General features: G+C 48.1%; 22 protein-coding genes. 11 read left to right on the top strand and 11 right to left on the bottom strand.

The annotated features are described in order from the left end of the window. Window positions 1-295 precede the first annotated feature (295 nt). Window positions 296-511, top strand: coding sequence for a hypothetical protein (locus tag PSE6802_RS31975; RefSeq protein WP_071592294.1), 216 nt, complete (start codon window positions 296-298; stop codon window positions 509-511). 106 nt (window positions 512-617) lie between these two features. Here the strand turns inward: PSE6802_RS31975 and PSE6802_RS0112995 are convergent, their stop codons facing one another. The 4 genes from PSE6802_RS0112995 to cysK form a co-directional block, all read right to left on the bottom strand. Next, complete coding sequence (locus PSE6802_RS0112995) at window positions 618-1,412, bottom strand: sulfite exporter TauE/SafE family protein (RefSeq protein WP_019500494.1); 795 nt, start codon at window positions 1,410-1,412, stop codon at window positions 618-620. 4 nt (window positions 1,413-1,416) lie between these two features. Next, the gene (locus tag PSE6802_RS0112990) at window positions 1,417-1,908 is read right to left on the bottom strand and encodes a hypothetical protein (protein WP_019500493.1); all 492 of its coding nucleotides are present in this window, start codon (window positions 1,906-1,908) and stop codon (window positions 1,417-1,419) included. A gap of 312 nt (window positions 1,909-2,220) precedes the next feature. Continuing rightward, window positions 2,221-3,147 (bottom strand): LysR substrate-binding domain-containing protein, encoded by a 927-nt coding sequence (locus PSE6802_RS0112985; protein ID WP_026103277.1) that lies wholly within the window; start codon window positions 3,145-3,147, stop codon window positions 2,221-2,223. Window positions 3,148-3,178: 31 nt separating this feature from the next. Continuing rightward, window positions 3,179-4,141: a cysteine synthase A gene (cysK, locus tag PSE6802_RS0112980; RefSeq protein WP_019500491.1), complete on the bottom strand. Its 963-nt coding sequence runs from the start codon at window positions 4,139-4,141 to the stop codon at window positions 3,179-3,181. Window positions 4,142-4,625: 484 nt separating this feature from the next. Between cysK and PSE6802_RS0112975 the strand changes: the two genes are divergently transcribed. From PSE6802_RS0112975 to PSE6802_RS0112955, 5 genes are all read left to right on the top strand, one after another. After that, a complete protein-coding gene (locus PSE6802_RS0112975; RefSeq protein ID WP_019500490.1) occupies window positions 4,626-6,080 on the top strand; it encodes an APC family permease in 1,455 nt (484 codons plus the stop codon). 23 nt (window positions 6,081-6,103) lie between these two features. Then, window positions 6,104-6,805 (top strand): cadmium resistance transporter, encoded by a 702-nt coding sequence (locus tag PSE6802_RS0112970; protein ID WP_019500489.1) that lies wholly within the window; start codon window positions 6,104-6,106, stop codon window positions 6,803-6,805. Window positions 6,806-6,827: 22 nt separating this feature from the next. Beyond that, complete coding sequence (locus PSE6802_RS0112965; protein ID WP_019500488.1) at window positions 6,828-7,499, top strand: cadmium resistance transporter; 672 nt, start codon at window positions 6,828-6,830, stop codon at window positions 7,497-7,499. 77 nt (window positions 7,500-7,576) lie between these two features. After that, the gene (locus tag PSE6802_RS0112960) at window positions 7,577-8,221 is read left to right on the top strand and encodes a hypothetical protein (protein WP_019500487.1); all 645 of its coding nucleotides are present in this window, start codon (window positions 7,577-7,579) and stop codon (window positions 8,219-8,221) included. Between the two features lie 88 nt (window positions 8,222-8,309). Then, window positions 8,310-8,741, top strand: a complete 432-nt coding sequence (locus PSE6802_RS0112955) for a YidH family protein (RefSeq protein WP_026103275.1) — start codon at window positions 8,310-8,312, stop codon at window positions 8,739-8,741. Between the two features lie 421 nt (window positions 8,742-9,162). Here the strand turns inward: PSE6802_RS0112955 and PSE6802_RS28865 are convergent, their stop codons facing one another. Beyond that, window positions 9,163-10,575, bottom strand: coding sequence for an LCP family protein (locus PSE6802_RS28865; protein ID WP_051050576.1), 1,413 nt, complete (start codon window positions 10,573-10,575; stop codon window positions 9,163-9,165). A 669-nt stretch (window positions 10,576-11,244) separates the two neighbouring features. Here PSE6802_RS28865 and PSE6802_RS0112945 point away from each other — a divergent pair. Both PSE6802_RS0112945 and glyQ read left to right on the top strand, forming a co-directional pair. After that, window positions 11,245-11,886: a response regulator gene (locus PSE6802_RS0112945; RefSeq protein ID WP_019500484.1), complete on the top strand. Its 642-nt coding sequence runs from the start codon at window positions 11,245-11,247 to the stop codon at window positions 11,884-11,886. A gap of 181 nt (window positions 11,887-12,067) precedes the next feature. After that, window positions 12,068-12,982 (top strand): glycine--tRNA ligase subunit alpha, encoded by a 915-nt coding sequence (glyQ, locus tag PSE6802_RS0112940; RefSeq protein WP_019500483.1) that lies wholly within the window; start codon window positions 12,068-12,070, stop codon window positions 12,980-12,982. A gap of 111 nt (window positions 12,983-13,093) precedes the next feature. Here glyQ and PSE6802_RS0112935 read toward each other — a convergent pair whose 3' ends face one another. From PSE6802_RS0112935 to PSE6802_RS28860, 4 genes are all read right to left on the bottom strand, one after another. Continuing rightward, window positions 13,094-14,020, bottom strand: coding sequence for a VOC family protein (locus PSE6802_RS0112935; RefSeq protein ID WP_019500482.1), 927 nt, complete (start codon window positions 14,018-14,020; stop codon window positions 13,094-13,096). 11 nt (window positions 14,021-14,031) lie between these two features. Beyond that, the gene (locus tag PSE6802_RS0112930) at window positions 14,032-15,249 is read right to left on the bottom strand and encodes an NAD(P)/FAD-dependent oxidoreductase (protein WP_019500481.1); all 1,218 of its coding nucleotides are present in this window, start codon (window positions 15,247-15,249) and stop codon (window positions 14,032-14,034) included. Between the two features lie 61 nt (window positions 15,250-15,310). Beyond that, window positions 15,311-16,402 (bottom strand): glycosyltransferase family protein, encoded by a 1,092-nt coding sequence (locus PSE6802_RS0112925; RefSeq protein WP_019500480.1) that lies wholly within the window; start codon window positions 16,400-16,402, stop codon window positions 15,311-15,313. Window positions 16,403-16,422: 20 nt separating this feature from the next. Continuing rightward, window positions 16,423-17,481, bottom strand: a complete 1,059-nt coding sequence (locus tag PSE6802_RS28860) for a DMT family transporter (protein WP_071592292.1) — start codon at window positions 17,479-17,481, stop codon at window positions 16,423-16,425. Window positions 17,482-17,658: 177 nt separating this feature from the next. On the opposite strand from PSE6802_RS28860, the gene PSE6802_RS0112915 reads away from it, so the two are divergent. Next, window positions 17,659-18,987, top strand: coding sequence for a four-carbon acid sugar kinase family protein (locus tag PSE6802_RS0112915; RefSeq protein ID WP_019500478.1), 1,329 nt, complete (start codon window positions 17,659-17,661; stop codon window positions 18,985-18,987). Between the two features lie 20 nt (window positions 18,988-19,007). Here the strand turns inward: PSE6802_RS0112915 and PSE6802_RS0112910 are convergent, their stop codons facing one another. Then, the gene (locus PSE6802_RS0112910; RefSeq protein ID WP_019500477.1) at window positions 19,008-19,790 is read right to left on the bottom strand and encodes a Uma2 family endonuclease; all 783 of its coding nucleotides are present in this window, start codon (window positions 19,788-19,790) and stop codon (window positions 19,008-19,010) included. A gap of 23 nt (window positions 19,791-19,813) precedes the next feature. On the opposite strand from PSE6802_RS0112910, the gene PSE6802_RS33420 reads away from it, so the two are divergent. Next, the gene (locus PSE6802_RS33420; RefSeq protein WP_019500476.1) at window positions 19,814-19,990 is read left to right on the top strand and encodes a hypothetical protein; all 177 of its coding nucleotides are present in this window, start codon (window positions 19,814-19,816) and stop codon (window positions 19,988-19,990) included. On the opposite strand, the gene PSE6802_RS0112900 is transcribed toward PSE6802_RS33420, so the two are convergent. Then, entirely contained in the window at window positions 19,987-20,337 is a 351-nt protein-coding gene (locus PSE6802_RS0112900; protein ID WP_019500475.1) for a histidine triad nucleotide-binding protein, read from the bottom strand. The genes PSE6802_RS33420 and PSE6802_RS0112900 overlap by 4 nt on opposite strands. An 88-nt stretch (window positions 20,338-20,425) precedes the next feature. On the opposite strand from PSE6802_RS0112900, the gene argS reads away from it, so the two are divergent. After that, entirely contained in the window at window positions 20,426-22,174 is a 1,749-nt protein-coding gene (gene argS / locus PSE6802_RS0112895; RefSeq protein WP_019500474.1) for an arginine--tRNA ligase, read from the top strand. Window positions 22,175-22,203 lie beyond the last annotated feature (29 nt).

The raw sequence follows: 22,203 nt of genomic DNA, 5'->3' as shown, positions 1-22,203 counted from the left end.
ATAGCATAGATACGATCCACTTGCAAAGTAATCTTCGATAAATTGTTCCAAAATCCCGCTAATCCCAAGATCCATCGCGAGACAATTGCTGAATTGTACTAATTGTCATGCCTTATACTTCCAATTCCTTGTAATTGTAGGATAATCTTTTACACCTCATAAATTCTGTTAAGCACAGATAGATTGAACCCTCGCAGTTAGACCCTCTCCGCGATCTGAGGAACAACAAGAACCCGAGCGGGGGTTCTTTATTTTTTAACTCAATAGACTTTAGTAATGGAGGTTCTTTGACGAAATGATACCACCTACACTTAACCCTACACCACAATTAGCTGCAAAACCTCAAGAAAAGTTGTCAGCATGTCGTTGCTGTCAGTTCTACAAGTTTCAAGGGCGTAGTGACGGTTATTGTCATCGACTTGGAGTTCCAGTTAGCAGTCACTGGCGAACTTGTCCGTTAGCTTTACCGCCGTTTGCACCATCTTGGGAAGGAATCAGTGCGTTGGAATAACATAAATAACATATCAGTACATCTTCGAGCGACAGGGATTGGAAGCGGGGCGCTTGCATTCTCAAGGCGTGGCTATCTGCTAATACTGAGGAGGCAAGTACTTAACCTATGCTTGGTAGACTAACTTCCAACTCACCATCATCAAAATAGAATATATAATCAAGCGCAGAGTTCGTTGAGGAGTAAGCTTGCACAGCTTTGTACCTATTAATACCCCCGGTACCGTCCCCAACCAAATAGGCAAAACCAGGCTCCAGTCTACCGTACCGAGACTGAGATGTCCCAGTGATGTAAAAAATAATAGAATCGCAGCTTGAGCGATATCAGTTCCCACGAGTTTGCGAGCGTCGAGGTGGAAAAAAGTAATTAGCACGAGTGCGAACATCGAACCCGAAGATACGCTCGTCAAGCCCACAACGCAACCTAAAGCTGCTCCTACCGCTACGGTTGAGATTCGCCCCAGTTGAGTAGTTAAATCGAATTTCGGCGGTTCTGGCAGCTTCAATTTAGGCACGAACACCAAAATTAATAATTGCAGCAGTGCCAATAAAGTCACGCACAGGATTGCTATTCCCAGCAGGCGCAGGAGCACTTCATCAAGACTAATTCCAACGTGCTTGAGTAGATGCAGGATTCCTACCCCCAGCAGCGTTCCTGGAACGCTGCCCAGTGCCAGCCACTTGACCACCTGCAAATCGAGAGTTTTTTGCTGCCAGTGTTTGTAGCCTCCAATTAGCTTCATCAACGTGGCTGCTACCACATCAGAACTAACGGCGATCGCGGGTGGAACGCGAAATATCAAAATCAACATGGGTGTAATTAGCGAAGCTCCGCCAATCCCCGTCAAGCCAACGACAATACCGACGGCAAAGCTAAGCGCAGTCAATAGTACATAGTCCACGATATTATCCACCGTTAAATAGATTGGGAGTGTCGAGGATATTAAGATGGATTAAGACCAGAACGATCGCTGTGAAGGCGGTTGAGGTGAATAGACCGCTCAGGATTTCCTTTTTGCGATCGCGCTCCTTTGCTCGTTTTTGCAACATATCGCCCGCACCTGCTTGCATTAAGAGGATACCTGCAATATTGGAAAGCCAGTATCCTGCGATCGATCCAGGAATCAGTAAGTCTGCTGAAATCCAACTGCAGATAACCCCAAAACCATAGGCGACGGGTAGATTGAAAAATAGGTCGTTCCACCAGCACAGGGGCGATAGTAAATATCCCATCACAAGCATTAGGCCTCCCCTCACTTGCTTGAGCGTAAAGCCTGCCTTCATGCTGCTTAGCAAGTTGCTTAACAAAGCCTGGAATGACTGGACAGAAAGGTCTTGTACGCTAAGCGGTTGCTCTAAAAGCCTATTTTCATTGCTGTTTTTAGGGATTACCTTCATACTAAATACACTATTCCGATAGAATTACTGTAGATTCGTGTTATCAGTCTAATACAAATGGAGCGCAAATGTCTACAGGCGATTGCATTTATTCCCATATTTATCGATATATAGCGGTTTTCACTTGAGAACGGGTTTTATTTTTGGGGTGAAGGGGTGGAACCCCTTCTTGGGGGCGTTGCCCCCAAACCCCCTAGTCTTTCCGATCTGAAAAACGCTATAGCTATAGCCACTAGGCTTAGGACGGGGTGCAGGGGTTCCACCCGTGCACCCCATAAACTCAAACCTTTCTCAATTGAAAAGCGCTATATTTCAAGAAACCAACATCTGTTCAAAGACCCTAGACACTCGCGTCTGAAATCGCTGACGGTGCTTTAATTTCAGAAAGGGGCGGATAATTTCCGCATTTACTTTAGAATCGTTTCTATTATCGATAATGGGAACAGCCCGTAGAGAACCAAGCTGGAGTTCTTTTTTTACCATCAACTCGGAAATCCCTGCTGCCCCCATACCGCCCTCCAGCACGGCCTTCACCATTTCGCCGCTGTTGAGCACTATAATTACGTTTAACTGATGAGGATCGATGCCCCAATTGTACAGAGCTTCCTCAAATCTTTGTTGCGTACCCGATCCCGACTCACGCATTACCCAAGGGATATCCTTCAGTTCTGACAGGCTAACTTCAGTTCTGGCAAACCAGGGATGCTCTCGTCCGACTACGATCAAGATGCGATCGCTACCCACAGCTTCTTGTTCCAAGTTCCCGCGCAAAGACGGTTTTACTTCTCCTTCTACCAACCCCAGATCGAACAAACCAGTTGCTGCTCCCACGCAAATTTCTTCTGTATTGGCGAGGGTACATTTAATTGAAATATTGGGATGCTGACGTTGAAACTGGCTGAGTTTATCGGGTAACCAATAATTGCCAATCGTGAGACTAGAGCCTAACTTCAATTCTCCCCGCTGCATGTCGTTTAATTCTCGCAGCCCCTGTTCGGTCAGGGCGACCAGATCGAGAATTTTTTGAGCCTCTGACTGCAGGAGTGTGCCTGCTTCAGTAATCTCAATATGGCGACCGATGCGATGAAACAGCTTGAGTCCATATTCTGCTTCTAGACTTTGAATTGCAGCGCTAACAGCAGGCTGGGTAATGTAAAGGAATTCTGCCGCGCGGGTAAAGTGCAAATGCTCTACTACAGCTAAAAAAATTCGTAGCTGTTCGAGGGTCATCCTTGCCATCTTATATCAAATCCACACGCGCTCTCTCCCGCTACTTAATTGCTGAAGCTTCCACAATTCTCGGATCTTCAAACAAAGCCGTACTTAGATAGCGCTCGCCAAAACTCGGCTGCACTAATACAATCAACTTGCCCTCATTTTCTGGGCGCTGACCGACACGAATGGCGGCAGCTAGCGCCGCCCCCGATGAGATTCCTGATAATATCCCTTCATCTCTGGCAAGGCGGCGACTGTAGGCGATCGCCTCCTCATCGGCAATTGCAATCACTTCATCGATCAAATCGGTTCGCAAGACTTCGGGAATGAATCCAGCACCAATTCCCTGAATCTTATGCGCACCCGGATCTCCACCCGATAGCACGGGACTGTTGGCAGGTTCTACCGCGATCGCTTGAAAACCAGGCTTGCGTTGTTTGATTACTTCAGCTACGCCTGTAATCGTGCCACCCGTACCTACTCCAGCCACTAAAATATCAACTTCCCCATCGGTATCGCTCCAGATTTCTTCTGCCGTAGTCTTTCTGTGAATCTCAGGATTGGCCGGGTTACGAAATTGTTGTGGCATGAAAGCATGAGGAATCGTTTCCGCTAGCTCAGCAGCACGACGAATAGCACCTCTCATGCCCTCATGGCCGGGTGTTAGCTCCAATTCCGCACCATAGGCTTTGAGCAGCGCTCGTCTTTCTATACTCATGGTTTCTGGCATGGTTAGAATCAGACGGTATCCCTTGGCTGCTGCTACCATAGCCAGGGCAATACCTGTATTGCCTGAAGTCGGCTCCACAATTACAGATCTACCGGGCAAGATCGCCCCATTCTCCTCTGCCGCGTTAATCATGGCAACGCCTATGCGATCTTTAACTGAAGACGAAGGATTCATAGACTCTAGCTTGACTACGACTCTGGCCCCGCAGTGTTCCAGGCGGGGGATGGTGTTTAGCTGCACTAATGGGGTATGGCCGATTAGTTCTGTAATGTTATGAGCAATTTGCATGACGGGGTATAGTAATAGTAAAAATAATCTACGATAATCCTACGTATTTATCGTGTAATTAAAGTAATATTTCATACAAACGCATAAATCGCAAGTATGTTGTAAAGAACTATTTAACTGTTGTAACAACTTTGTAACAAAAGGATATCTGATATAGCTGTAGCCACTAGGCTTAGGACGGGGTGCAGGGGGAGAACCCCTGCGTGGGGGCACAGCCCCCACACCCCCTCCTAACAGATCTGTCTACGGCTATAAAAGGTATTTTCATTACATAGTTTGTCAATCGGTACATCAGTCTCCAAGTTCGATAACTTCTATTTATCGATTCGACAATAAAGAATGTTTGCTTCTATTAGAGGGTTTACCTACATTGAAGCTAGTACGTTTCAGCGCAGATATCTGCATGAAGTAGAAACCTGCTAATTCAAGTCGAGCAATGTATCGAGCAATGTATCGAGCGCTCGATCTAATAAGGAGATTTTGAATGACGATAACCAAAAATGCGAGATTAAACAGGAGTTTGCATGGCTTAAAACACGAATGTCTTTCCTATGGGGAGGTTTTGGCTCAATCAATTGCCGTAATCGCTCCTACCACTGTACCAGCAGCAGTCATGGGTCTTATCTTTGCCTCCTCTGGCAGCGGTACCTGGTTGAGCCTTTTGCTAGGCGCGATCGGTCTGGTGTTTGTCAGTATCAACATCAATCAGTTTGCTCGCCGCTCTGCTTCTCCAGGATCGCTATATTCCTATATTGTCAAGGGTCTCGGACCTAGTGCGGGAGTTTTGTGCGGTTTGGGATTGGTCCTGGCTTATTTATTTACCGGCATGTCCACCCTGTGCGGATTTGCTATTTTTAGTCAGAAGATGCTGGGCAACCTCGGCATTCATGTAGAGAGTCTGCTGCTATTCGGCGCTGGCGCTGCTTCTGCCTGGTATATGGCCTACAGAGACATCAAACTATCGGCAAAAATGATGTTGGTACTGGAGGGAGTCTCGATCGCTTCGATTCTGCTTTTAGGCTCGATCGTCTGGGCGCATCAAGGTTTTGCGATCGATCGATCGCAATTAACTCTACAAGGAGCAACCCCTGGCGGCATTACGATGGGCATCGTGCTGGTCGTATTTGGTTTCTCTGGGTTTGAGAGTTCAACCTCCTTGGGGGATGAGGCGAAAACCCCCTTGCGCTCCATTCCCAAATCCGTGACGCAAAGCGTAATCCTGGCTGGTTTATTCTTTATCGTAATGGCTTACATCGAGATCCTGGGGTTTAACAGTGCTGGGATCGATCTTGGCAAAAGCGAAGCTCCTCTAGATTTCCTCGCTCACCAAGCAGGAGTAGATTTTTTAGGAGTTCTAATTAGCCTGGGTGCATTGCTTAGCTTCTTCTCTTGCGTTCTCGCTTGTATCAATCCGACGGCTAGATTACTATTCTTGATGGCGCGGCATGGATTACTGCACAATTCGCTGGGCAAAGCCCACGAGTTCAACCTTACGCCCCATATGGCGATCGCCGTGTCATCCCTGCTCACCTTTTTGGTGCCTGCTTTAGTGAATCTATTTGGAGTGAAAACCTTTGACAGTCAGGGCTACTTTGGGACGATTTGCACCTACGGATTTCTGTTGGCGTATATCCTGATTTCGATTGCAGCACCAGTTTACCTCTATCGCCTGGGCAAACTGCGGTTGAGAGATGTAGTTTTTGCGATATTGGCGATCGGCTTTATGCTACTGCCAGTCGTGGGTACGTTGGGCATTCCCGGCAGCGAATTGTTCCCTACTCCAGCATTTCCCAACAACATGTTTCCTTATCTGTTCCTGCTGTATCTTACAGTAGGTTTTGGATGGTACGTCTTCCAAAGAGTACGCTCTCCAATCTTAATGGGAAAAATGCAGCAATCCATTGAGGAAATTCACATCCAATTTAGCGATATCAAATGAACCCGCAAGAAGGACAAACTTAAATGAACTGGTTAGCGACCGCAATTCCAACAGGTGTAACGGCTTTCGTGGCTACAAATCTCGACGATCTGATTATCTTGACGCTGTTATTTTCGCAAGCGAACGCTACGTTCCGTCGTCGGCACATCGTATTCGGACAATATCTCGGATTTATGGCCCTACTCATAGCCAGCCTCCCAGGGTTCTTTGGTAGGTCGATCTTGCCCCACCACCTGATTGGATTGCTGGGTCTAGTGCCAATCGCAATGGGTTTGAGCCGACTGCTGAATCCTGAGAACGATGCCTCGGGAGAATCTAAAGTAGATCCCAAACCATCGGAGTTCTCTCCTTTACAGAGTCTACTTTCTCCCCAAGTCTACAGTGTAGCAGCGATTACAGTTGCCAATGGTAGCGACAACATTGGTATTTACGTACCTTTATTCGCCAATAGCGAGTGGAAAAGCTTACTGGTAATCGTCGCCATTTTTCTCTCTTTAGTAGGAGTTTGGTGCTATGCTACATATAAGTTGACACTGCAACCAGCGATCGCTCCTCTTTTGACGCGGTATGGTAATTACTTCGTACCATACGTTCTAATTGGTTTAGGTGTAGCGATCGTTTTAGATAGCAATGCGCTAACTCCCCTAGCACTGGCTGGCAGTTGTTTTTGCTTAATGGGATTGGTCAAAGATCGCAGTCAGCCAACGGAAGTAGAAAATAATTGAAGTAGGAGATGGCAGCATTGTCATGGGTTGGCTAACAAGTGTAATAGTTGCAGGGATTGTCTCCTTTGTCGCTACTAACATCGATGATCTTGTCATTCTGACGCTCTTCTTTGCCCAGGTAAATGCTTCTTTCCATCCCAAACATATCGCGATCGGACAGTATCTAGGTTTTACCGCAATTATCCTTTTGAGTCTACCTGGATTCTTTGGCGGTTTGATTTTGCCGAGAGCATGGATTGGTTTTCTGGGAATCGTTCCCCTAATTATCGGGATCGCAAATCTGATGAATCGAAACGCAGATAACGGAGAGGTCAAAACAGTATCAGTAGAATTTGCTCGCACCAAATTTCGCAATTCCCCTATGGTTACATCAATCGCCCATCTTCTGACTCCCCACACTTTCAATGTTGCCGCCGTGACCTTTGCCAACGGAGGAGACAACATCGGTATTTACATCCCATTGTTCGCGAACTGCGATCTGCCCAGCTTGGGAGTAACGCTGAGCGTTTTCTATCTGTTGATTGGAGTGTGGTGTTTTATCGCTTATTGGTTGACTCGCCGATCGGCGATCGCCCGCCCGATCGCCCGTTACGGGAAGAAGGTCATGCCATTCGTTCTGATCGGTTTGGGAATCTACATTCTGGCTGAAAGCGGCAGCTTGCAGTTACTGCAAAAGAGCTTATTTACTGCTTAGAATGCGATGGCGGTAAGGCATCGATCTGGTATTAATTTTGACACAAAAATCTATATCAACTTACAAGGAGAAAAACAATGCAATTTTTGAAATCGCACTTGAAGTTATTTTTAATCGCTCTTTTAGTTGTGGCTAACTTAATTTTTGCCCAGCCATCCTTAGCGCAAAAGACCAATTTCAATCGAACCCCTGTCAACTCTGAACTCAACAAACCGCTCGGTAGTCCTGTCAATCCAACAATAAGTGCGACGCAGGGGGCGCAGGTAAAAACAGAAAAAAGCGTTCCAGTTGCAACTCAAGCTCGCGATGAACAGGAGTTTCTCAAATACGCCCAAGCCTCTGGGATTAACTGGGGACAGTGCCGTAACGAAACGGGCAAAACCATCGCTGTTTACGGGCCAAAACCTAAAAGAACGACCGATCCCTACGATACTGCCATTTACTTCTTAGGCAACGAACAAGTAACGGAGGAAGAGTGGGATTGCAATGGCATTTATCTACCCAGCGATGTCAAGTTAAAGGGTCAAACAACCAGCGGTGCCGCAGCGATCGAGATTCTCGACGGTACGAGCTTAGTGGCAAAGAGCGATCCTGATGGAACAATTGAACTGAATATTCCTAACCCTAAGATCTTGAAATCCGGTGAAGTTAACTGGTATATTCCTGAAGTATCTCAATCATTCATCGATACGCGCATCCCCAATGCTGAAGTGGATGACTGAGGATAGAATTTGCCAATACCTGTAGGATGCGTCATGGCCTCCGCCTAACGCATTATCACCTTAGCTAAGTAGTTCGCGATCGCTGCTAATGATGTATCTGTTCAAACCAAGAGAATACGAACCGGAGAAGGTTGAGAAAGCCAAACGATCCAATCCATCGCGGGTGCGAGATCACCTTGCCAACGAACGCACTTATTTGGCATGGATGCGAACTGCGATCGCCCTGATGGGGTTCGGTGTTGTCATCATTCGACTGCGCGCTCTTAAACCTCCTCTATCTCCCGAACCAGGTAACGGTTGGAAGTTGGGGTTAGCCTTTGCGATCGCGGGCTTGTTGACCGTACTGCTGACTACGCAGCACTACTTTGCGGTTCGCTACGACATCGATGAAGATGTCTACGAACCGCCGGATCGGTGGGTGATTCTCTTTAGTTTGGCGATCGCCTTCTTAGGCGCGGGCGTAATTTACTTTGTGTTTACAGCCCCTATCACTCCTATGGGATTGCTCGTACCCGAATAGCTAGTACAGCGCACAATTAATTATGCAACATAGGGTTTACTCAATTGAGTCAGTTATCCCGAGTTACAAGCATAAGTAGGGAAGGACTGTATAAAGCCTTATAGGGGTTTGCAGATCGGAAAGAGTAGGGGGTTTGGGGGCGTTGCCCCCAAGAAGGGGAGGCAGGGCGGTCTTGGGGGTTCCCCGCTAGAGCCACTGCCGTGTGGAACCCCTTCACCCCGTCAATAAAACCTGTTCTCAATTGAAAAACGCTATATCTCCTGAAGGAAATCCCACTTTTCAACGGTAGCCAAAGTGGTTAAGGCACTGGGCTTTAAGCTAACGGTTGAGCCTATGTGATGTAAGGTACAACTAGGACAAGTCAGTGCTCAAGTCTAACAAGCGCTTGAAATAGATCCGTTATTATCTTTGCGATCGCATCTTAGCTTCTATCTAGTAATGGTTTGGGCTTGTATACTTGAATAGATTTGAGATCTAGCCAATCCCTACCAAGCCTTACTGTCACATCGGATTCCAACGATCCAGTAGACTCCAACACGATTTCACCAATACCCAAGGTATTGCGTACCTCCTCAGCGCTTTCTAGATCTCCCTGCTGGGCAATAATCTTAGTCTTTTCTAAGGGGTTCGCCCAAGGTTCATCTGCAGGAAACACGTCCCCATAACCTGCTTTGACCAGGATATCCTTAGCTACTTTCACCCCTTCAGGATTAGAAATACTATCCTGAACAGCTACCCTAAGACTGCTAGGCGAGCGGTTGACCTCATCTAAAGCTTCAGAAGGAACGTTAACCTGAAAATAGTTAGCCATTAATCGCATTAGATGCCTTTCATTCAAAATCCAATAACTTATGGGATATTCATTGGGAGCGCTAAAACGACCGGGAGCCATCAGCATCTGCGCGTTTTTACGATCTGTTTTAGCGGCAAAAGCTGCAAGAGCTAGCATTTCCTCAACGGAGAGGTTAGTATCGATGTTCTCCTTCAAAACAGCCAGGATATCCGGCAAACGCGAGATGGTTGCCAAGTTTAACTTTTGTTCGATCAGAGCGCGAATAAGTGTTTGCTGGCGTTGAACTCGTCCGATATCACCAAGATCGTCATGGCGGAAGCGCATGTACTGAATTGCCTTGTTGCCGTCCAGGTGCTGCTGACCGGGATTGAGATTTATATAGAGGTGCTGGCTATCGTCCTGGTACTTCATGCGCTTGGGTACGTAGATGTCTACACCACCTAGAGCGTCGATTAACTTCCCAAACCCATCGACATTTACGCGAAAGTAGCGATCGATCTCAACGTTACCTAGAGTTTGGCTGACGATTTGGGCTGACAGAGAAGCCCCACCCACATAATTTGCCGCATTAATTTTGCGGTAGCCAAGTTCTGGAATATTTACACGACTATCTCGCGGTATAGAAAGTGCTGTAAGCTTTTTAGTAAATGGGTCAAAGCGTACTAGTAAAATCGCATCGCTTTGTCCATTGAGTGTGGAATTGACTTGGGCTAAATATCTACCCTTAGGCTGTTGTTCGGCATCCGGCAAATCTGAAGTAAGGACGATCGTGCCCAGGATCAGGATGTTAACAGAGCGAGTTAACTCCGGCAGTCCAGCCGTAGTGGCTGTCATGCTATTAGAGTTGGTAATTCCTGAGGTCTGGGTTTGCTGAAACGGCTTGCTTGTCATGAGAAATGCTAAAGCAGCTCCCATACTACCTGAAAGTAAAGCAAGACTGACAAGTAAAACCTTCAACCTGGTTGAGATCTTTGGCAAGCGTTTGATGAACTTGCCTCGTTGTGAACTCTTGACGAGATTGGTAATGGGGTTGGTTGACACAGGCTACTTATATGCTCCTCACAACAGCATTTAACTCAATAATGGTGCTACTTAACCTCTAGGAACAAATTGCCTTATGAGCTTTAGTCAGTATATTCCTATTGTTTTATCGATCTGGTTCGGTCTGGAGCTACATAAATTTTGGGCGTAGTTCAGGAATAATACACACAGTTAGTAATTTAGTTACTCTGAATCGCCTCTTTATGTAAAAAGTTCAGAGTATCTTATACCAAAGCCATAAAAAGTATAGTGCGAACGACAATTATTTTGTTAAGCAATTTTTACATTTTGTTTATATTCTTATTTATATAGCTATAGCCAACAGGTTTAGGACGGGGTGCAGGGGTGGAACACGGCAGTGGCTCTAGGGGGAAACCCCCAAGACCGCCCTGCCTCCCCTGCGTGGGGGCGCAGCCCCCACACCCCCATGTCCTAACAGATCTGTCTATGGCTATATTTTTATAGCTATGGCAGCAAGCAATCTGGTTTGCTCTGGGTAGATGGGGATTGAGTCACCGCGCACGTCTAACCCTTACACCCCGCCCTAACACTATTTCGTAAGGTCTAACACAACGCCTCATCTACGACTTGATCTTTCACAATTGTCTCGATCCTGGCATATTCTAGATGTTGTAGGTGAACCTTCTCAGCCAATTTATGAATTTGTCTATGAATACATCACCAGTAAGGGTGTTAATTGTAGAAGACGACCCTCTAATGCAATTGGGACTAGAGCAGTCATTGCAGGAATACCCTCAGATTACCCTGGTGGGGATGGCAGAGGACGGCTATCTTGGGGTTGAAGCAGCTTTAAAACTCAAGCCTGATATTGTGATCATGGATATTGGCTTGCCGCGTCTCGATGGCATTGCTGCCACGCAACGCATTAAAGCAGCGCTACCGAATATACATGTGGTCATGCTAACTTCGCATACAGCGGAAACAGAAATTGTGGCAGCTCTGGCTAGTGGGGCAGACTCTTACTGCATTAAGGGAGCCAGCTTAGATCGCCTGATTACCGCGATCGCTGCTGCCCAAGAAGGTGCTACTTACCTGGATCCGCAAATTGCCAAAAAGGTAGTCGAGCATTTAAAACCCCCTACGCCATCTGCTAACCTGGGGCAACTGTCGCAGCGCGAGCTAGAGGTACTAAAACTCATGGTCGATGGTAAAAGCAATCCTGAAATTGCAGCGGTACTTTACCTCAGCCCCAATACCGTGAAAACTCACGTACGCGGCATTATGAACAAGTTAGCAGTTGACGATCGCGTGCAGGCAGCCGTTGTCGCACTGCGATCGGGCCTGGTTTAGGATCGAAAATTAAATGCCCGGCGATCTCAAGCGCGACTGTAGAAACAAAATCCCTGCGAGGGGTGAAATTTTCTCTTAATTCCTTAACGCATACGATCGACCAGATCGACACTAACCCCTGTAAAATTGAGGGCGAAATAATTTTTAACTAGAGCAGGAGCAAAATCCTCGCTAGAAATTCATGGATTTTCAATCAGTTATCTTATCTCTACAAAAATATTGGAGCGATCGCGGTTGTCTAATTGCCCAGCCCTACGATACTGAAAAAGGGGCAGGTACTATGAGCCCGCATACTTTTTTGCGAGCAATCGGTCCCGAACCCTGGCGAGTTGCCTATGTCGAACCCTGTCGCCGACCGACGGATGGGCGATATGGGGAAAATCCTAACCGCTTGCAACACTACTACCAGTTTCAGGTATTGATTAAACCATCACCCGATGACATTCTGGAACAGTATCTCGATAGTCTGAAATATTTGGGAATCGACCCCGCCGATCACGACGTGCGTTTTGTAGAAGATGATTGGGAATCGCCTACTCTTGGAGCTTGGGGTGTAGGTTGGGAAGTATGGCTCGATGGCATGGAAGTAACGCAGTTTACCTATTTCCAGCAGGCAGGTGGTTTGGATTGTCGCCCTGTCTCCGTAGAGATTACCTATGGCTTAGAGCGACTGGTCATGTACCTGCAGGGCGTGAATTCTGTTTTCGATATTACCTGGCAATCGCATCCCGAACTGGGGCAGGTCAGTTACGGACAGGTACATCACCAGAGCGAAGTCGAACATAGCCATTACAACTTTGGCACAAAGATCCAGGAAACGGAATTATTATTCCGCTTATTCAATCAGTATGAAGAAGAGTCAGCGCGACTAATTGAAGTAGATTTAGTTTTACCTGCGTTTGATTATGTTTTGAAATGCTCGCATACCTTTAATTTGCTGGATGCGAGGGGTGCCATTTCCGTTACTGAACGGGTGCGATATATCGGACGCATTCGTAATTTAGCCAGACAAGTTGCCAAGCTTTATCTCACCCAAAGGGAGAATATGGGATTTCCTCTGTGTACGGCACCTGAAATGCAAGTTGCGAAAGCCTAAGATAGATGCTCCAAACCGATCGCTTAGAATCCCTCAAAGCTGGTCGTGCGGTGCATTAGCCGCTGCGATCTGCGGGTATGGGATAGATTTTGAGATGGGGGAGCGATCGCCTTACGCTAGTGAGGTAGACCGAGATATTTGTTCGCGCTCGATCGCTTCAAATAAAGCCTGAAAATTTCCTTCACCAAATCCCTGGGCATCATTGCGGCGCTGGATGATTTCAAAGAAGAATGTAGGCCGATCGAAGATTGGCTGGGTAAATATCTGTAATAGAGCTTTATTTGGATGGGTTGGCTGAGTATCGATGAGAATTTTGGGTTCGGTCTTCAGGAATCTCACGCCGCTTTGCTCTAAGCGATCGACAGCGATCGCAATATCGTAAGTATGTAAAGCCAGGTGTTGAATGCCAGCACCGCAGTTGTAGTCCAGGAATTCCTGGATTTGCGAGTTGGATGTGGATGGCTCGTTGATGGGCATTTGAATCGATCTATCTTCGTTTTCCATCACGATACTTTTCAGCGCCGATCGCTCGGTGCGAATGGAGAAGCGATCGCTTGCCCGCAAGCCCATTCGTTCGGTATACCACTGCATAGCCGCATGCATTTCTCCCACAGGGACATTGAGCACGATATGATCGATGTGGCTGAACAAACTAGAAGTTATAGATTTTGTGGGTAACTGGTTGTGAGATTTACCAATTAAACGATGGGTTAAATCTCCCCAAGCTGGGATAACAATATCTTCAAGCAGATCGGTATTGACCGTAAACCCAACTTCGGCAATGCCAGGTGGATGTACTGAGAGGAACTGCGCAACCGGGCTGCTGGCGCGCAGGGGGGCAGACAGGCGAATTTGGATGGAACCGTGCTGTAAGATGCTTGTCTGGGCATCTTTGACTAGAGAATCGATCTCAGTGGCGATCGCCCTGAAATCCAAACAGGTCTCAAACCATTGGCACCAATACCCGACATCTTCCAGATAAAAATGCACGTGGTGAAACCCAATCGGCTTGAATTTAGCTCTAGCAGAATCGAGCATGTTGCTAAGAGTTATCTTCTTTGGTTGGCGGTCGGAGGCATTCGGGACGAAATCGCTTCTAAAATCGGCTTACCAATCCAGTTAAAGCCTACCTTAAGTTGATGCTGTAATGTTGGCATGCGCAGAAGATAGATAAAGCGGCGAAGGACATAAGCAGGAATGCCATCAACGGAAAAGCGTCCAAATGCTGACATAGCAGCGCTATCTGTGCCCAGACAAATGAACTCCCCCAAGGCGAGATAACGGAAGGGCAGTAGGTCGCGATCGTGCAGGCTAGCCCAGATATTAAAGGCACAGTATTGAGCCTGCTGGAACGCTACTTGCGCCGTGGCGGGTAACGGGTTGGCATTTTCGTCAGGACAGCTTGCCAGATCGCCTATGGCAAAGATATCTGGATGGCTTTGTACCTGTAATGTAGGTTCCGTCAGGATTTGCCCCCGTTGCGCGTGGGGTAAGTGCAGTTTCTGAATTAGTCTGGAAAAACTGTTGCCAACCGTCCACATCACAATATCAACAGGTAAGGTGTCGCTGCCGCTACTGTAGTCCAGTGTTACTTCCTGCTCGGTCACTTCGGAAACGCTCGTTGATAAATCCAGCCATACTCCTCTGGTTAGAAGCGCGCGTTCGGCGATCGCCCTGTTAGTCGCAGTCGAGTCGGGCAAGATTGTAGGATTGCGATCGACAATGCGGACTCTGCCCCTCTCTTTCAGGCGATCGGCAATCTTGCAGGCTAGTTCGATCCCGCTTGCACCCGCACCAGCAATACAAACGCGAATTTTCTCGCGATCGGACTTTTCCAAAAAGCTCAGACGCTGTTCCAGACGCTGGGCATCGGCAAGGGTACGAAATGGGATGGCATATTCTGACGCACCGGGTACGAGGTCGATGGGCGTTTCGCCGCCGATCGCAAGCAGCAGGCGATCGTAGCTCATAGTAGCAATTTGAGAGGCAATGGCAACGCTCACTTCGCGATCGGCAATATTGATGTCGTTGACGTGACCTTGCACGAAATGAATGCCAGTATCAGCTAGCAGATCGGCAAAAGTTGGCGCGATCTCCCATGCTTGCAACTCGCCCGTTACCAGCTCGTACAATAGCGGTGTAAACAAAAAGCGATCGCTCTTGTCGATCAAAATAATTTCTGGCGTTTCTGCCCAGGGCAGACGCGTAAGGCTGAGGGCGGTATACAAACCGCCAAATCCACCACCAAGAATACAAATGCGACTCATCTAGGCCATGTTTTTACTCCACTGCCTCGTATTGTAGCGAATTGTTAGTGGTATAGGGTGTTTATCCTCCTGCTCCTAGATATTCCAAAATACTTGTGGCGATCGCTACTTCACCGTGATGATCTGGAATGCAATCTGGTTGGCGCGGTGGCTGCATGTCGGTATTGAGAAATTGCCAATCGCCATCATAAAAATCTTCTGGTGAGATAATCAGATGGTGGTTGTAGTCCTGCAATCCGTCAATCAGGATTTCTGCCTCGGAGAAACCGTCGCGAGTGAGGCACACAACGGGTACGCCGACGCGACAGGCTTCGGAAAGAGTGCTGTATCCTGGTTTGGAAATGACGCGATCGCAGATGGGCATCAAATCTACAGGGCGCAACGTATGCCCGCAAATCTGCTTGAGATTCGGTAAGTCGGGAGCATCGCGATCGAACGTAATAAATTGCCAGTCGGGGAATTTGGAGAGATTGTGGTAAGGAATGGCATTCAAACTCAGACCGCCAAATGTGAGCAGGGCTTTGGGTTGGATGCTGCACATCTCAAAGCGATCGCAGAGTTCCTCGCGGCTAAATCTGGGATTGCCCCCTGTAAAACCAATATCCTGCACGTTACTAAAGCCAGACATCGGTTCGTGGAACGGCAGACGAAACAGGCGATCGCATTGACCGTGTAACTGCAATATCCATTTCGTAACCTCTGTAAATTCCGTCTCACCCTGCTCTACCCAATCCTGATAGATGAAATCCCAACCAAAGTTCCCAGTCATCCAACAGGGTATATCGGCAGCAGCAGCGATCGCGGCAACTAACGGCGGAATATCAGCCACAATTAGATCCACATTATGAGCATGGAGAAACTCCACTTCTTGCTCGATCAGCTCGGACTGGTTAGTACGGATGTAGTTCAGCTTATCGAGCGTGGCGGTTTTATCCATATTCAGACTATCCGATTGGATTACGCCCACGTCAAACGAACGCTGATGATAAATAAAGTCGCTGGAAATATATGACTCTAGCAGCCAGCGCGGCGCGGTAGTAGCGATGATGACATTAAGGTCGGAACAGCGAGCTTGCAATTCTGCAATGACAGAGGATAGACGAGTGGTATGGCCGAAGCCGTGGTTGGTAATAGCAAAATAAGCAGTTGGCATATTTCGTTCGCTCACTCCATTCACTCGCGGATTGTAACTTCCTGTGCCAATGTTGACAATGTTTCTAGCTGAGATAGGTCTGGGAAGGATGTTTCGCTACCAGCGATCGCTTTGCTTGAGGACGAATCTTCTACCTCAGGTCGATCGCTCTGGCGGACGCTCACCAGATAGATACTGGTCAAAGTCAGAATTACCCCTATCCACTGCACTTTGGTCAGGCTTTCCCCTAAAAATATACTCCCAAATAGTAATGCAAACACGGGTGTAGAAAATGTTAAGGCGCTCAATGTTGTGAGACTGCCCGAAGCGGCAAAGTAGAAAAATAGACCGTAGGCGATCGCGCTACCCATGACCGTCATATACGACATGCCCAACCAGCCCCAAGTACTGAGATCCTGCCATTGGTGCGTTTCCGTCAGAGCCGAAACCGCCAGCAGTGGCAACCCGCCCAAAATCATATGCCAACCCGTTGCCACGACAGGATCGACATTCCGCACCACAGGGCGAATCAAAATCGTTCCCACCGCCATCGAGAGAGAAGCCCCCAACATAAACCATTCCCCCAGCGTGAAGATACCGCCATGCCAGACCGCAGCTAAATCCCCCGCTAGCAAAGCATTCATTAAATTAGCAGGCAGACCGATCGTGCTTATACCCAAGATGCCAAGCAGCAATCCTCCTATTGCGATCGGGCCAATGCGCTCCTGGTAAAATAATGCCGCCAGAACCGCTACCGCCAAAGGTTGCGAGTCAATCAGGAGCGAACCCAATCCCGCACCAGTCCTTACTAAGCCTAATGCCAAAAAACCTTGAAATAACGTCCCGTCCACCAGCGCAAATAAAGCAACCCACAGCCACGCCCGCCACCCTTGCACCTGCTGTCGCCCCAGCCAACTAGCAGCAATTAGCAATAAGATGCCAGCCGGAATCAAGCGCACCGCCGCCAAAAAGAAAGGACTGGTGTGCGGCAAAACCGACTTCATCACCACCATTGCCGTACCCCACAGGAAAAAAGGCAAGATGACAAAAACAGACTGGCGACTGATGGCAGGCATGTGAGCAGGCATTTTAACGGACATAGTGGCTTAGTTAAGGATCGCAATTCAACTAAATGCGATTGTTAAATTGTAAAGTTTTTGTAATAAAAAATCGTAAACAATTTTACCGAACTCCGCATTCCCCCATTGGTCGATACTTCCAATCCCCAATTCCCAACATGTGAAACAATAATTTAAATCCACACCTTTGATACCTAGATGAATACACGTCCCAAGATTATCGTGTTAGATGACGACCCCACCGGATCGCAAACCGTGCATAGCTGCCTGTTGTTAACCCGTTGGGACGTGGACGCGCTCAGAATTGGTTTAGCCGATGCGTCGCCGCTGATGTTCGTTCTCACTAATACCAGAGCGATCGCGCCGGATGCCGCCGATGCCATTACCCGTGAAGTTTGCCACAACCTCAAGCTAGCTCTCGCAGCGGAGCAGATTACAGAATTTTTAGTAGTCAGCCGTTCTGATTCCACTCTGCGGGGACACTATCCAATTGAAACCGATGCGATCGCGGCAGAGGTGGGGCCGTTCGATGCCCATTTCCTGGTACCAGCGTTTTTTGAGGGAGGACGCTTTACCCGCGATAGCGTGCATTACCTGATCGTCGATGGCGTGCCTACACCTACGCACTTGACGGAATTTGCCAAGGATTCCGTATTTGGCTACCAACATAGTTATTTGCCCGATTACGTGGAGGAAAAGACCAAAGGCAGAATTCCCGCCACGGCAGTAACGCGATTTTTATTAGACGAAATCCGCCAGGGCAGCCTGGAGCGCTTAATGCAATTAAGCAACAATCAGTGCTGCGTAGTGGATGCCGAAGTACAGGCGGATCTGGATCGCTTTGCCAGCGATTTGCTGGAGGCTGCCTCTGAGGGCAAGCACTTCCTGTTTCGTAGCGCCGCCAGTTTGCTCACTGCCCTAGCACAGCTACCACCACAACCGATCGCGGCGGAGTCGATGTCGCAGTACGTGCGATCGCAGAAACCTGGAGCGGTAATCGTCGGTTCGCATGTTAAAAAGACCACGGAGCAGTTAGAACAACTATTGCAAACTGCAGGTACTGAACCCGTAGAAGTGGAGGTAGCGCGCCTATTAGATAATCCTGCTGTTTCCGCCCCCGCCCTGCTATCTGAGGTGTTGGCAAAGGTAGAGTCTGCCCATGTAACGGGAAAAACCGCAGTCGTTTTTACCAGTCGTCAGGAATTGACATTTGCGGACGCACAAACCCGTTTAGAATTCGGTCAAGCTGTGTCGGGGCTGTTAATGGATGTCGTGCGCGGGTTACCCCAAGATATCGGCTTTTTAATCAGTAAAGGCGGCATTACGTCGAATGATGTTTTAAGTACGGGTCTGGCGCTGCCTGCGGCTCGTCTCTTGGGTCAAATTCTGGCTGGCTGCTCCGTTGTCACTACCCCCGACAACCACCCATTATTTCCCAATTTGCCAGTAGTTTTATTCCCAGGCAATGTGGGAGATGCTAAGGCTCTAGCAACGGTGTATTTACGCCTAACTGGGCAACCGTCATGAAATCCGATCGCACTTGGTATTCAGTTCAACAACTCTTCAGGATTAATTCCCCGATCGCGCAACGCCGCCATTAGTTGCTGCAATTGCTGCTCGCTAGAATCAGCCCTTAGTTTTTCCCGTTCGGCGATTTGTCGTTCCTGCTCGGCGATTTGTCGTTCCTGTTCGGCGATTTGTCGTTCCTGCTCGGCGATTTGTCGTTCCTGTTCGGCGAACTGCTCTGCTGCCTTCTGTCTTTGAATCATTTCTATGGTGGTGAGGAATTTTTCTCCATTGGGGTAAAAGACCTCCAGAACGCCGTGCGATAGCTCGAACCGAATGCCCAAACGCGGGCTGAACCAGCCATTAGTACGGCGCACCGGGACGAGCCTGTGCCGACGGCGCAACCATACGTCAAAGTCATGGGTTTCTAAGTTGTAGGTGTAATATTCCTCTACGCCGTACTGTTGATAAAACTCGAACTTACGGCTCATTTCATCGGGATCGTTACTGGGAGAGAGGATCTCGAATACAACCTGTGGGGCAATATTCTCCTCGCGCCACTGGCGGTAAGACTTGCGTTTGCCCTTTGGTCTACCAAAAGCCACCATCACGTCGGGAGCAGTGGGGGCAATTAGTTGCGATCGCACGGGATACCAGAATACATCGCCAACGACCAGGACATCCTCGCGATCGGCAAACAAAGCGTCGAGATTCTCTTTTAACAAGACGATCCAGTTGAAATGCTCGGTATTTGCTGCCATAGGCTTACCGTCCTCGCTTGGATACAGCAAATCCTCGTCGATTATTTGGGTAGGATTGTACATAACTTGACTGATTAGCTGGGTTGGTGCGATTAGTTCGATCCTGCTGCATATATGCTCGCATTGTTATTTTAACCTTAGCGATTGTCGCGATCGCTCAATGGGTTGGTATGGGGCAGGCATGGGGACAAGAATGGGGCGCAGGCACGGGGGCACTGTCCCTAGAGTTATTGGGACATCTTCGTCGTGGGAATCGCACCTAACCTGGCGGCCATGCCAGCGATCGCCCGCCTAAAATGTGGAGGTGCAAGTGAAATACCGTCTGCCCTGCCCCGCGCCCGTTATTGACAACTAAACGAAAATTTTGCTCTAGACCCGCATCCTGAGCGACTTTTGCGGCAACCAGGAGGAGATGGCCGAGTAAGGATTCATCTCGATCCTGAGCCTGCGACAGCATTGGTATGGGTTGTTTCGGTACTACCAAAATATGGACGGGAGCTTGGGGATTGATGTCATGAAAGGCTAGAGCGCGATCGTCTTCGTAGACAATTTTGGCTGGAATTTCGCGCTTAATAATTTTGCTAAAAATAGTTTCAGAAGGTTCGGGCATAACTGCTCCATATCTTATGTAAGCTGAGATAGAGTTTAATCTACATACCTCGCAGGAATCGTTCACTTAGGGTTAAGTTAATTTTTTCATGGCTAGTTCAGTTTTATCAGAGTTAAAGACAAGATTTACCAATGCCTGCGTTGCGGCGTTTGGGGCAGAGTTTGCCGATGCCGACCCCGCCGTCACCGCTGCCAAGGATCGCAAGTTTGGCGACTATCAGTGCAATGCCGCTTTGGGGTTAACCAAAAAGCTCAAGCAAAATCCCCGCGAAATCGCTACCAAAATTATTGAGAATCTGGCGATCGACGACCTCTGCGAAGCCCCCAGCATCGACGGGCCGGGGTTTATAAATGTCAAACTCAAACTCAGTTATCTAGAAGCTCAACTTCTGAACATGCAAGCGAGCGATCGCCTGGCAATTCCCCCCACTGAAAACCCACAGCGGATCGTTGTTGATTTTTCCAGTCCCAACATCGCTAAGGAAATGCATGTCGGACACCTGCGATCGACGATTATCGGCGATAGCATCGCCCGCATTCTGGAATTTCAGGGGCATGATGTCCTGCGTCTCAACCATGTCGGCGACTGGGGCACGCAATTTGGCATGTTGATTACCTACCTGCGCGAAGCCTATCCCGCCGCCCTAACCACATCCGATGCCCTGGACTTAGGCGACCTCGTAGCATTATATCGCGCTGCTAAAAAGCGGTTTGATGAAGATGAGGAGTTTAAAGAAGCTGCCCGTCAAGCAGTGGTGGAACTGCAAGCGGGCGATCGCGAGGCCAAACTGGCATGGCAGTTACTGTGCGATCAGTCGCGGCGGGAATTCCAGAAAATCTACGATGCATTGGATATCGAACTCACCGAACGCGGCGAGTCTTTTTACAACCCCTATTTAGCCGATGTCGTCAAAGACTTGCAGACATTGGGGTTATTGGAAGAAGATCGGGGCGCTCAATGCGTGTTTCTGGAAGGATTTACCAATAAAGATGGAGATCGGTTGCCCTTAATCGTGCAGAAATCCGATGGTGGTTACAACTATGCTACCACGGATCTGGCGGCATTGCGATATCGCATTCATACCGACAAAGCCGAACGAATTATCTACGTTACCGATGCCGGACAGTCCGATCACTTCGCTCAAGTCTTCCAGGTGGCAAATCGGGCGGGCTGGTTACCTAGCAGCGTCAAGGTCAAGCACGTTCCCTTCGGTCTGGTGTTGGGAGAAGATGGGAAGAAATTGAAGACGAGATCGGGTGAAACCGTAACGCTCAAAAGTCTGTTAGACGAAGCGATCGCTCGCGCTCATAGGATTGCAGAAGAATACAACCCCGAAGCTTCTGAAGAATTTAAACAAGAAGTTTCCACAGCTGTAGGTTTGGGTGCAGTTAAGTACGCCGATCTCAGCCAGAATCGCACGAGCAACTACACGTTTAGCTACGATAAGATGCTGGCTTTACAGGGTAACACTGCGCCCTATATGCTCTATGCCTATGCGAGGGTGCAGGGAATTAGTCGTAAAGGCAATATTGACTTTTCTCAACTTATAGATACGCAATCCATTCATCTCAATGCGGAAGAGGAAGTTAACCTGGGCAAGCATCTGTTGCAGTTCGCCGAGATAATTGAAGCGGTATCGGAAGATTTAATGCCGAATCGAATCTGTCAATATCTATTTGAACTCAGTCAGAAATACAATCAATTTTTCGAGCAATGCCCAGTCCTACAATCCGAGGAACCAGAGAGAACCTCTCGGCTGATTTTATGCTACATCACAGCTAAGGTTTTGAAAAAAGGATTGGAATTCCTAGGCATGAAGGTGCTCGATCGCATATAGCTATAATGAAAGCATTACCGATCGCATAC

Source organism: Pseudanabaena sp. PCC 6802 (genome assembly GCF_000332175.1).
Taxonomy (GTDB): Bacteria; Cyanobacteriota; Cyanobacteriia; order Pseudanabaenales; family Pseudanabaenaceae; genus PCC-6802.
Note: the sequence above shows the minus strand (reverse complement) of the source record. Positions and strands in the feature narration are given on the sequence as shown.

Coding starts and splice junctions, on each gene's coding strand:
- PSE6802_RS28860 (WP_071592292.1), bottom strand. CDS start 17,481: ATGTCCGTTAAAATGCCTGCTCACATGCCTGCCATCAGTCGCCAGTCT.
- PSE6802_RS31975 (WP_071592294.1), top strand. CDS start 296: ATGATACCACCTACACTTAACCCTACACCACAATTAGCTGCAAAACCT.
- PSE6802_RS0112900 (WP_019500475.1), bottom strand. CDS start 20,337: ATGCCCGAACCTTCTGAAACTATTTTTAGCAAAATTATTAAGCGCGAA.
- PSE6802_RS0112915 (WP_019500478.1), top strand. CDS start 17,659: ATGAATACACGTCCCAAGATTATCGTGTTAGATGACGACCCCACCGGA.
- PSE6802_RS0112935 (WP_019500482.1), bottom strand. CDS start 14,020: ATGCTCGATTCTGCTAGAGCTAAATTCAAGCCGATTGGGTTTCACCAC.
- PSE6802_RS0112925 (WP_019500480.1), bottom strand. CDS start 16,402: ATGCCAACTGCTTATTTTGCTATTACCAACCACGGCTTCGGCCATACC.
- cysK (WP_019500491.1), bottom strand. CDS start 4,141: ATGCAAATTGCTCATAACATTACAGAACTAATCGGCCATACCCCATTA.
- argS (WP_019500474.1), top strand. CDS start 20,426: ATGGCTAGTTCAGTTTTATCAGAGTTAAAGACAAGATTTACCAATGCC.
- PSE6802_RS0112975 (WP_019500490.1), top strand. CDS start 4,626: ATGACGATAACCAAAAATGCGAGATTAAACAGGAGTTTGCATGGCTTA.
- PSE6802_RS0112985 (WP_026103277.1), bottom strand. CDS start 3,147: ATGGCAAGGATGACCCTCGAACAGCTACGAATTTTTTTAGCTGTAGTA.
- PSE6802_RS0112965 (WP_019500488.1), top strand. CDS start 6,828: ATGGGTTGGCTAACAAGTGTAATAGTTGCAGGGATTGTCTCCTTTGTC.
- PSE6802_RS0112960 (WP_019500487.1), top strand. CDS start 7,577: ATGCAATTTTTGAAATCGCACTTGAAGTTATTTTTAATCGCTCTTTTA.
- PSE6802_RS0112955 (WP_026103275.1), top strand. CDS start 8,310: ATGATGTATCTGTTCAAACCAAGAGAATACGAACCGGAGAAGGTTGAG.
- PSE6802_RS0112990 (WP_019500493.1), bottom strand. CDS start 1,908: ATGAAGGTAATCCCTAAAAACAGCAATGAAAATAGGCTTTTAGAGCAA.
- PSE6802_RS0112970 (WP_019500489.1), top strand. CDS start 6,104: ATGAACTGGTTAGCGACCGCAATTCCAACAGGTGTAACGGCTTTCGTG.
- PSE6802_RS0112910 (WP_019500477.1), bottom strand. CDS start 19,790: ATGTACAATCCTACCCAAATAATCGACGAGGATTTGCTGTATCCAAGC.
- PSE6802_RS0112945 (WP_019500484.1), top strand. CDS start 11,245: ATGAATACATCACCAGTAAGGGTGTTAATTGTAGAAGACGACCCTCTA.
- glyQ (WP_019500483.1), top strand. CDS start 12,068: ATGGATTTTCAATCAGTTATCTTATCTCTACAAAAATATTGGAGCGAT.
- PSE6802_RS0112930 (WP_019500481.1), bottom strand. CDS start 15,249: ATGAGTCGCATTTGTATTCTTGGTGGTGGATTTGGCGGTTTGTATACC.